Annotated in this window: 19 protein-coding genes; all 19 read right to left on the bottom strand. The window is 50.5% G+C overall.

Translation table 11 applies throughout. The features are described from left to right. Window positions 1-4: 4 nt before the first annotated feature. On the bottom strand, window positions 5-430 hold the full coding sequence (gene zntR / locus DVA44_RS02175) for a Zn(2+)-responsive transcriptional regulator (protein ID WP_114385633.1): 426 nt from the start codon (window positions 428-430) through the stop codon (window positions 5-7). A 2-nt stretch (window positions 431-432) separates the two neighbouring features. Continuing rightward, window positions 433-801: a DUF1992 domain-containing protein gene (locus DVA44_RS02170; RefSeq protein WP_114385632.1), complete on the bottom strand. Its 369-nt coding sequence runs from the start codon at window positions 799-801 to the stop codon at window positions 433-435. A gap of 105 nt (window positions 802-906) precedes the next feature. Then, window positions 907-1,290, bottom strand: a complete 384-nt coding sequence (gene rplQ / locus DVA44_RS02165) for a 50S ribosomal protein L17 (RefSeq protein WP_001216368.1) — start codon at window positions 1,288-1,290, stop codon at window positions 907-909. A gap of 40 nt (window positions 1,291-1,330) precedes the next feature. Then, on the bottom strand, window positions 1,331-2,320 hold the full coding sequence (rpoA, locus tag DVA44_RS02160) for a DNA-directed RNA polymerase subunit alpha (RefSeq protein ID WP_002919219.1): 990 nt from the start codon (window positions 2,318-2,320) through the stop codon (window positions 1,331-1,333). A 25-nt stretch (window positions 2,321-2,345) separates the two neighbouring features. Continuing rightward, window positions 2,346-2,966: a 30S ribosomal protein S4 gene (gene rpsD / locus DVA44_RS02155; protein ID WP_032614687.1), complete on the bottom strand. Its 621-nt coding sequence runs from the start codon at window positions 2,964-2,966 to the stop codon at window positions 2,346-2,348. A gap of 34 nt (window positions 2,967-3,000) precedes the next feature. Beyond that, window positions 3,001-3,390, bottom strand: a complete 390-nt coding sequence (gene rpsK, locus DVA44_RS02150) for a 30S ribosomal protein S11 (RefSeq protein ID WP_003863312.1) — start codon at window positions 3,388-3,390, stop codon at window positions 3,001-3,003. Window positions 3,391-3,406: 16 nt separating this feature from the next. Next, window positions 3,407-3,763, bottom strand: a complete 357-nt coding sequence (gene rpsM / locus DVA44_RS02145; protein ID WP_003031135.1) for a 30S ribosomal protein S13 — start codon at window positions 3,761-3,763, stop codon at window positions 3,407-3,409. 146 nt (window positions 3,764-3,909) lie between these two features. Continuing rightward, window positions 3,910-4,026, bottom strand: a complete 117-nt coding sequence (gene rpmJ, locus DVA44_RS02140) for a 50S ribosomal protein L36 (RefSeq protein ID WP_000868187.1) — start codon at window positions 4,024-4,026, stop codon at window positions 3,910-3,912. Window positions 4,027-4,057: 31 nt separating this feature from the next. Continuing rightward, window positions 4,058-5,389, bottom strand: coding sequence for a preprotein translocase subunit SecY (gene secY, locus DVA44_RS02135; protein WP_103177265.1), 1,332 nt, complete (start codon window positions 5,387-5,389; stop codon window positions 4,058-4,060). Between the two features lie 7 nt (window positions 5,390-5,396). Next, window positions 5,397-5,831 (bottom strand): 50S ribosomal protein L15, encoded by a 435-nt coding sequence (gene rplO / locus DVA44_RS02130; RefSeq protein WP_039032065.1) that lies wholly within the window; start codon window positions 5,829-5,831, stop codon window positions 5,397-5,399. Window positions 5,832-5,834: 3 nt separating this feature from the next. After that, window positions 5,835-6,014, bottom strand: a complete 180-nt coding sequence (rpmD, locus tag DVA44_RS02125) for a 50S ribosomal protein L30 (protein ID WP_003863301.1) — start codon at window positions 6,012-6,014, stop codon at window positions 5,835-5,837. A 6-nt stretch (window positions 6,015-6,020) separates the two neighbouring features. Further along, window positions 6,021-6,521 (bottom strand): 30S ribosomal protein S5, encoded by a 501-nt coding sequence (rpsE, locus tag DVA44_RS02120; protein WP_007369821.1) that lies wholly within the window; start codon window positions 6,519-6,521, stop codon window positions 6,021-6,023. 14 nt (window positions 6,522-6,535) lie between these two features. Next, entirely contained in the window at window positions 6,536-6,889 is a 354-nt protein-coding gene (gene rplR, locus DVA44_RS02115) for a 50S ribosomal protein L18 (RefSeq protein WP_039076817.1), read from the bottom strand. 9 nt (window positions 6,890-6,898) lie between these two features. After that, window positions 6,899-7,432, bottom strand: a complete 534-nt coding sequence (gene rplF, locus DVA44_RS02110) for a 50S ribosomal protein L6 (RefSeq protein ID WP_103177266.1) — start codon at window positions 7,430-7,432, stop codon at window positions 6,899-6,901. Between the two features lie 12 nt (window positions 7,433-7,444). Further along, on the bottom strand, window positions 7,445-7,837 hold the full coding sequence (gene rpsH / locus DVA44_RS02105) for a 30S ribosomal protein S8 (RefSeq protein ID WP_003031127.1): 393 nt from the start codon (window positions 7,835-7,837) through the stop codon (window positions 7,445-7,447). A 33-nt stretch (window positions 7,838-7,870) separates the two neighbouring features. Then, window positions 7,871-8,176, bottom strand: a complete 306-nt coding sequence (gene rpsN / locus DVA44_RS02100; protein WP_042396030.1) for a 30S ribosomal protein S14 — start codon at window positions 8,174-8,176, stop codon at window positions 7,871-7,873. 14 nt (window positions 8,177-8,190) lie between these two features. Beyond that, window positions 8,191-8,730 (bottom strand): 50S ribosomal protein L5, encoded by a 540-nt coding sequence (rplE, locus tag DVA44_RS02095; RefSeq protein WP_007702494.1) that lies wholly within the window; start codon window positions 8,728-8,730, stop codon window positions 8,191-8,193. A gap of 14 nt (window positions 8,731-8,744) precedes the next feature. Continuing rightward, entirely contained in the window at window positions 8,745-9,059 is a 315-nt protein-coding gene (gene rplX / locus DVA44_RS02090; protein WP_000729185.1) for a 50S ribosomal protein L24, read from the bottom strand. A gap of 10 nt (window positions 9,060-9,069) precedes the next feature. Then, window positions 9,070-9,441, bottom strand: a complete 372-nt coding sequence (gene rplN / locus DVA44_RS02085) for a 50S ribosomal protein L14 (RefSeq protein ID WP_002919748.1) — start codon at window positions 9,439-9,441, stop codon at window positions 9,070-9,072. Between the last annotated feature and the right edge of the window lie 109 nt (window positions 9,442-9,550).

Below are 9,550 nucleotides of genomic sequence, written 5' to 3'. Positions count from 1 at the left end.
AAAATCAACATCCACAAGACTCGCCATTCGCCCCTTGTTCAAGGGTTTCCAGAATAGAACAGTAAACGCTGCTATGTGCAGTACCGCAACAGGCATCGTTCAACCGCTGTAAAGAGAGCCGCATGGTTTGAAGCTCTTCGATGCGCGCCTCGACTTCACTCAATCTCGCCTGCACAATACTTTTTGATTCCTGGCAGGTGTGATGCTCGGGATCGATACGGATCGACAGTAGCTCGCGGATCGATTCCAGGGTAAATCCCAGCTGTCGCGCATGACGAATAAACTTAAGGCGCTGAAGATCCCGGTCGGTATAAAGCCGGAAGCCCCCTTCAGTGCGAATCTCATGTTCCATCATCTGCTGCTTTTCGTAATAACGAATAGTATCAGGGGTAACCTCAGCCAGCTTAGCAAGCTCACCAATACGATACATCGCTACTCCTCCTTCATTTTTTGCATTAGACGATCAGCATAGTCCCCGCGCAGAAACTCAGTACTCGCTCCCGCCTGGCGAAGCTTTAGTTCCAGAAGGGCGAGTCGGCGAGCGTAATCCGCATGCGCTGCAGTGCCCTCTTTGACTGTGGAAAGCAATTGAGACAGTTCGATCGCCTCTTTACGCTGTTCAAGTTCAGGCGGGAGGCAACCCGCATTTTTCAACATGCGGTAGGCTGCTCTAAGCTCTGGGGGGACATGTGAATCATCATCCAGTTTCAGCGGCTGGCCACTGCCGGGCAGGTCATCGAATTCACCCTGGCGCTGGGCATCCAGAATGTGTCGTTCTGCCCATTGGTCCAATAACCACATAGCAAAACTCCAGTAAGAAGGAAAAGAATATGACTAGTGTAGAAAATGGGGATTCAGCAGATATAAAAAAACCCGCCGAGGCGGGTTTTTTTACGTTACTGCAGATTACTCTGCAGCAGCTTCTGCTTTCTCTGAACGATCAACCAGCTCGATGTAAGCCATCGGCGCGTTGTCGCCTGCACGGAAGCCACACTTCAGAATGCGAGTGTAACCACCGGCACGGCTCGCGAAACGCGGGCCCAGTTCGTTAAACAGTTTTGCCACGATCTCGTTATCACGAGTACGGGCGAATGCCAGACGACGATTAGCAACGCTGTCAGTCTTGGCAAGAGTAATCAGCGGCTCAACTACGCGACGCAGCTCTTTCGCTTTAGGCAGGGTCGTCTTGATGATTTCATGACGAACCAGTGAACCTGCCATGTTGCGGAACATAGCCTGGCGATGGCTGCTGTTGCGGTTCAGTTGACGACCACTCTTACGATGGCGCATGACCTTATCCTTCTCAGTAAAACCTTAACCTGTGATCCGGTTACTCGTCAGCAATGCTTGCTGGTGGCCAGTTTTCCAGGCGCATGCCCAGAGACAGACCACGTGAAGCCAGCACGTCTTTAATCTCAGTAAGAGATTTTTTACCCAGGTTCGGCGTTTTCAGCAACTCAACCTCGGTACGCTGTACCAGATCACCGATATAGTGGATAGCTTCTGCCTTGAGGCAGTTAGCAGAGCGGACAGTCAATTCCAGATCGTCAACAGGGCGCAGCAGGATCGGATCGAATTCTGGTTTCTCTTCTTTCACTTCCGGCTGACGTACATCACGTAAGTCAACGAAAGCTTCCAGTTGTTCTGCCAGGATGGTTGCCGCACGACGAATCGCCTCTTCAGGATCGATTGTGCCGTTGGTTTCCATTTCGATGACCAGCTTGTCCAGGTCGGTACGCTGTTCTACACGCGCTGCTTCAACATTGTAGGCAATACGCTCTACAGGGCTGTAGCATGCGTCGACCAGCAGACGGCCGATTGGGCGCTCATCTTCTTCCGAATGAATTCGGGCAGAAGCCGGCACATAACCACGACCGCGCTGAACTTTGATACGCATGCTAATAGCTGCGTTCTCATCGGTCAGGTGGCAGATCACGTGCTGCGGCTTGACGATTTCAACATCACCGTCGTGGGTGATGTCGGCTGCAGTCACAGGGCCAATGCCAGATTTATTCAGAGTAAGAATAACTTCATCTTTACCCTGAACTCTCACCGCCAGCCCTTTCAGGTTGAGCAGGATTTCAAGGATATCTTCCTGAACGCCTTCTTTGGTGCTGTACTCATGAAGTACACCATCAATCTCAACCTCGGTCACCGCGCAACCCGGCATCGATGAGAGCAGAATACGGCGCAGTGCGTTACCCAGAGTATGGCCAAAGCCACGCTCTAAAGGCTCAAGGGTCACCTTGGCGTGCGTCGAACTCACTTGCTCGATATCTACCAGGCGCGGTTTTAGAAACTCTGTCACAGAACCCTGCATTGTGTCCTCTCTTTGGTACTAAGCTTTACTTGGAGTAAAGCTCGACGATCAGGTGTTCGTTAATGTCCGCAGACAGATCAGAACGTTCTGGCTGACGCTTGAACGTACCTTCCATCTTGCCAGCATCAACTTCCAGCCAGGTTGGCTTTTCACGCTGCTCAGCCAGCTCCAGAGCGGCTTTCACGCGAGATTGCTTTTTCGCTTTCTCACGAATGCTAACAACGTCATTCGCTTTAACCTGATAAGAAGCGATGTTAACAACACGACCGTTTACCATGATTGCTTTATGGCTAACCATCTGACGTGCTTCAGCACGAGTGGCGCCAAAGCCCATACGGTATACAACGTTGTCCAGACGACCTTCCAGCAGAGCCAACAGGTTTTCACCGGTGTTGCCTTTCAGACGTGCTGCTTCTTTATAGTAGTTACGGAACTGACGCTCCAGCACACCGTACATACGGCGAACTTTTTGCTTTTCACGCAACTGCACACCATAGTCAGACAGACGCGGTTTACGCGCACCGTGCTGGCCAGGAGCTTGTTCAATTTTACACTTGGTATCGATCGCGCGAACGCCAGACTTAAGGAATAAGTCGGTGCCCTCACGACGGCTCAGCTTGAGCTTAGGACCCAAATATCTTGCCATTTTCTATCTCCAACAAACCTGGAAAACGAACGCGTTATACGCGACGTTTTTTCGGCGGACGACAACCGTTATGAGGGATCGGAGTCACATCAGTAATATTAGTGATGCGGAAACCAGCGGCGTTCAGAGCACGAACGGTAGATTCGCGACCCGGACCCGGACCTTTTACCATAACTTCCAGATTCTTGATGCCGTATTCTTTTACGGCTTCAGCGCAACGCTCTGCTGCAACCTGAGCTGCGAACGGAGTGGATTTGCGAGAACCACGGAAACCGGAACCACCGGCTGTTGCCCAACCCAGCGCGTTACCCTGACGATCAGTAATAGTAACGATGGTGTTGTTGAAAGAAGCATGGATATGAGCCACGCCGTCAGAGACTTGTTTTCTTACACGCTTACGTGCACGAACTGGTGCCTTTGCCATTATTCAATCACCCCGATTATTTCTTGATCGGTTTGCGCGGACCCTTACGGGTACGTGCGTTGGTCTTAGTACGCTGACCGCGCACTGGCAGACCACGACGATGACGCAAACCGCGATAGCAACCAAGATCCATCAGGCGCTTGATGCTCATGCTAACTTCACGGCGCAGATCACCTTCAACGACAAATTTGGCAACTTCGTCACGCAGCGTGTCGATTTGTTCTTCAGACAGCTCACTGATCTTAACATCTTCAGCGATACCCGCTGCAGCCAGAATGGCTTTAGAACGGGTCTTGCCGACGCCATAGATCGAAGTTAATGCGATCACAGCATGTTTCTGATCAGGAATGTTAATGCCTGCTATACGGGCCACTATGCACTCCTACTATTTAATATGTACGCACCATGCTGAAAAGCCCGTTTTCAGGATACTCAAATGGAAACGTACAGACATACAAAAGATTGGCTGGCTAATCTAGCCAGCTCAACCCAACTTTGCAAGAAAAATATGCGAAATAATCAGCCTTGGCGCTGTTTATGCTTCGGCTCGGCACTGCAAATCACACGGATGACACCATCACGCTTAACGATTTTGCAGTTACGGCATAATTTCTTGACGGAAGCACGAACTTTCATTTTTACTCTCCGTAACTTCTCGGGCGACCTATTAGCGGCCGTAGCCTTTCAGGTTCGCCTTCTTCAATGCAGACTCGTACTGACTTGACATCATTAGAGTTTGCACTTGAGCCATAAAGTCCATAATCACGACAACAACGATAAGCAGTGAGGTTCCACCGAAGTAGAACGGTACTTTCATTGCATCACGCATGAACTCCGGGATCAGGCAGATAAAGGTAATATAAAGCGCACCAACCAGAGTCAGGCGGGTCATTACTTTATCGATATACTTCGCCGTTTGCTCTCCCGGACGAATTCCTGGTACAAATGCACCGGACTTCTTCAGGTTATCTGCTGTTTCACGCGGGTTGAAGACCAACGCCGTGTAGAAGAAACAGAAGAAGATGATCGCAGACGCATAGAGTAACACATAAAGCGGTTGCCCAGGCTGCAAATACAGCGAAATTGTTGTCAGCCAGTTCCAACCAGTCCCGCCCCCGAACCATGACGCGATGGTCGCCGGGAACAGAATAATACTGGAAGCGAAGATTGCCGGGATTACCCCTGCCATATTCACTTTCAGCGGTAAATGTGTGCTCTGTGCAGCATAGACACGACGACCTTGCTGACGTTTCGCGTAGTTTACCACAATGCGGCGTTGACCACGTTCAACGAAAATAACAAAGAACGTCACTGCAAATACTAATACTGCAACCAACAGCAACAGGAGGAAGTGCAGGTCGCCTTGACGCGCTTGCTCGATAGTATGGGCAATGGCTGGCGGGAGTCCCGCAACAATACCGGCGAAAATAATGATCGAAATACCGTTACCGATACCCCGTTCAGTAATTTGTTCGCCGAGCCACATCAGGAACATTGTTCCTGAAACCAGACTTACAACAGCGGTGAAATAGAATGCAAAGCCTGGGTTAATAACCAGGCCCTGCATACCAGGCATATTCGGTAGACCGGTAGCAATACCGATCGACTGGAATATTGCCAGCACCAGAGTACCGTAGCGGGTGTACTGGCTGATCTTACGACGACCAGACTCCCCTTCTTTCTTCAGTTCTGCCAAGGCCGGATGAACGACCGTCAGCAGCTGGATAATAATCGATGCCGAAATGTACGGCATGATACCCAGAGCAAAGATAGAAGCACGGCTGAGAGCACCACCAGAGAACATGTTAAACATTTCAATGATGGTGCCACGCTGTTGCTCAAGCAGTTTGGCAAGTACAGCGGCATCAATACCAGGGATCGGAATAAAAGAGCCAATACGGAAAACAATCAGCGCACCGATCACAAACAAAAGTCTGCGTTTCAGTTCGCCAAGCCCACCTTTGGCACTTTGAAAATCTAATCCCGGTTGTTTAGCCATCTGCTACTTATTCCTCAATTTTACCGCCAGCAGCTTCGATAGCAGCACGAGCACCTTTAGTAACACGCAGGCCACGAACAGTTACCGGGGTAGAAACTTCACCAGACAGGATCACTTTCGCGAACTCGATCTGAATACCGATAATGTTTGCTGCTTTAAGCGTGTTCAGGTCTACAACGCCGCCTTCAACTTTCGCCAGATCAGACAGACGAACTTCGGCTGTGATCGCTGATTTGCGAGAGGTGAAGCCGAACTTCGGCAGACGACGGTACAGTGGCATCTGGCCACCCTCGAAACCGCGACGTACGCCACCGCCAGAACGAGAGTTCTGACCTTTGTGACCACGACCACCGGTTTTGCCGAGGCCAGAACCGATACCACGACCCAGGCGTTTACCCGCCTTTTTAGAGCCTTCGGCCGGAGACAGAGTATTTAAACGCATCTCTTACTCCTCAACTTTAACCATGAAGTAAACCGCGTTGACCATACCACGTACAGCAGGAGTATCCTCGCGCTCAACGGTATGACCAATACGACGCAGACCCAGGCCAAGCAGCGTTGCCTTGTGTTTCGGCAGACGTCCGATTGCACTGCGGGTTTGTGTAATTTTAATAGTCTTTGCCATGGTCAATTACCCCAGAATTTCTTCAACGGATTTACCACGCTTGGCAGCGACCATTTCTGGAGATTTCATATTTTCCAGGCCATCAATAGTTGCACGAACCACGTTGATCGGGTTGGTGGAACCGTATGCTTTAGCCAGAACGTTATGAACCCCAGCGACTTCCAGAACGGCGCGCATTGCACCACCGGCGATGATACCGGTACCTTCGGAAGCCGGCTGCATGAAGACACGAGAACCCGTGTGAGTACCCTTAACTGGGTGCTGCAGGGTGCCGTGGTTCAGCGCGACGTTAATCATATTGCGACGGGCTTTTTCCATCGCTTTCTGGATCGCTGCTGGAACTTCACGCGCTTTACCGTAACCAAAACCAACGCGACCGTTACCATCGCCAACTACAGTCAGAGCTGTGAAGGAGAAAATACGACCACCTTTAACGGTTTTAGATACGCGGTTAACCGCGATCAGCTTTTCCTGCAGTTCGCCAGCTTGTTTTTCGATGTGAGCCATCTTACACCTCTACCTTAGAACTGAAGGCCAGCTTCACGGGCAGCATCTGCCAGTGCCTGGACACGACCATGATATTGGAACCCGGAACGGTCAAAGGAAACATCTTTGATGCCTTTTTCCAGAGCGCGTTCAGCAACAGCTTTACCTACAGCTGCAGCGGCGTCTTTGTTACCGGTGTACTTCAATTGTTCAGAGATAGCTTTTTCTACAGTAGAAGCAGCTACCAGAACTTCAGAACCGTTCGGTGCAATTACCTGTGCGTAAATGTGACGCGGGGTACGATGTACCACCAGGCGAGTTGCACCCAGCTCTTTGAGCTTGCGGCGTGCGCGGGTCGCACGACGGATACGAGCAGATTTCTTATCCATAGTGTTACCTTACTTCTTCTTAGCCTCTTTGGTACGCACGACTTCGTCGGCGTAACGAACACCCTTGCCTTTGTAAGGCTCAGGACGACGGTAGGCGCGCAGATCTGCTGCAACCTGACCGATCAGCTGTTTATCAGCGCCTTTCAGCACGATTTCAGTCTGAGACGGGCATTCTGCAGTAATACCTGCTGGCAGCGCGTGTTCAACAGGGTGAGAGAAGCCCAGAGCCAGGCTTACTGCGTTCCCTTTGATCGCTGCACGATAACCTACACCAACCAGCTGCAGCTTCTTAGTGAAGCCTTCGGTAACACCGATAACCATTGAGTTCAGCAGGGCACGCGCGGTACCAGCCTGAGCCCAGCCATCAACGTAACCAGTACGTGGGCCGAAAGTCAGAGCGTTATCTGCATGAGTAACTTCAACAGCATCGTTGAGAGTACGAGTCAGCTCGCCGTTTTTACCTTTGATCGTAATAACCTGACCGTTGATTTTTACATCAACGCCGGCAGGAACAACGACCGGTGCTTTAGCAACACGAGACATTTTTTCCTCCGATTAGGCTACGTAGCAGATAATTTCGCCACCAAGACCAGCCTGGCGCGCTGCACGATCAGTCATAACACCTTTAGAGGTAGAAACAACTGCGATACCCATGCCGGCCATAACTTTTGGCAGCTCATCTTTACGTTTGTAGATGCGCAGACCTGGGCGGCTGACACGCTGAATGCTTTCTACAACAGCCTTGCCCTGGAAATACTTAAGAGTAAGTTCCAGTTCAGGCTTGGTGTCGCCTTCAACTTTAAAATCTTCGATAAAACCTTCTTCCTTCAGCACGTTGGCGATTGCCACTTTCAGCTTGGAGGAAGGCATGGTGACCGCAGCTTTGTTCGCGGCCTGACCGTTACGGATACGGGTCAGCATATCCGCGATCGGATCTTGCATGCTCATCTGTCTTTACTCCCGTGATTCAATTGGTGACAATTACCAGCTAGCCTTTTTCAGACCCGGGATTTCACCGCGCATTGCGGCTTCACGGACCTTGATACGGCTCAACCCGAACTTCCGCAGGAAAGCGTGCGGACGACCAGTTTGACGGCAGCGGTTACGCTGACGAGACGGGCTGGAATCACGCGGCAGAGTCTGCAGCTTGAGAACTGCATTCCAACGATCTTCGTCGGAAGCGTTCACATCAGAAATGATCGCTTTCAGTTCAGCGCGTTTAGCGAAGAATTTATCAGCTAAAGCTACGCGCTTTACTTCGCGTGCTTTCATTGATTGCTTAGCCATTCAGTAACCCTACCTTACTTGCGGAACGGGAAGTCAAAGGCAGCCAGCAGAGCACGGCCTTCTTCGTCAGATTTCGCAGTAGTGGTAATGGTAATATCCAAACCACGCACGCGGTCGACTTTATCGTAGTCGATTTCTGGGAAGATGATCTGCTCACGGACACCCATGCTGTAGTTACCACGACCGTCGAAAGACTTGGCGGACAAGCCACGGAAGTCACGGATACGAGGTACAGCAATAGTGATCAGGCGCTCAAAGAACTCCCACATGCGTTCGCCACGCAGAGTTACTTTACAGCCGATCGGATAGCCCTGACGGATTTTGAAGCCTGCAACAGATTTGCGTGCTTTGGTGATCAACGGTTTTTGACCGGAGATAGCTGCCAGGTCAGCTGCTGCGTTATCCAGCAGTTTCTTGTCAGCGATCGCTTCACCAACACCCATGTTCAGGGTGATCTTCTCGACCCGAGGGACTTGCATGACAGAATTGTAGTTAAACTCAGTCATGAGCTTATTAACTACTTCGTCTTTGTAGTAATCATGCAGTTTCGCCATCGTACTACTCCAAATTACTTGATAGTTTCGCTGTTAGACTTGAAGAAACGGACTTTTTTGCCGTCTTCGAATCTAAAGCCTACACGGTCAGCCTTGCCGGTTGCCGCATTGAAGATTGCAACGTTAGAAACCTGAATAGCAGCTTCTTTTTCAACGATGCCACCTGGCTGGTTCAGGGCCGGAACCGGCTTCTGATGTTTCTTAACCAGGTTGATACCTTCAACAATGACCTTGCCGGAAGACAGGACATTTTTTACTTTACCGCGTTTACCTTTATCTTTACCGGTTAACACGATAACTTCGTCATCACGACGGATTTTCGCTGCCATGATTCGCTCCTTAGAGTACTTCTGGTGCCAGAGAGATAATTTTCATGAACTTCTCAGTACGAAGTTCACGAGTTACCGGCCCAAAGATACGCGTGCCGATAGGCTGCTCGCTGTTATTGTTTAAAATAACGCATGCATTACCATCGAAGCGAATGACAGAACCGTCAGGGCGACGAACACCCTTCTTGGTGCGCACCACTACCGCTTTCAGCACATCACCTTTCTTGACCTTACCACGTGGAATTGCTTCTTTGATGGTGATCTTGATGATGTCGCCTACGCCTGCGTAGCGACGGTGCGAGCCACCCAGAACCTTGATACACATTACGCGACGTGCACCGGAGTTGTCGGCGACGTTCAGCATAGTCTGTTCTTGGATCATTTTAGTGCTCCGCTAATGTCAACTACTACCTGAGACTCTAAAATCAGAGCCGTTAAAAAGCCCCATATCGAGGGCGCGGCATTATAACACCGCTTCTGCAATATGGGTA

This window comes from Leclercia sp. W17 (genome assembly GCF_003336325.1).
GTDB lineage: Bacteria > Pseudomonadota > Gammaproteobacteria > Enterobacterales > Enterobacteriaceae > Enterobacter.
This window is presented reverse-complemented; position numbering and strand designations above follow the sequence as displayed.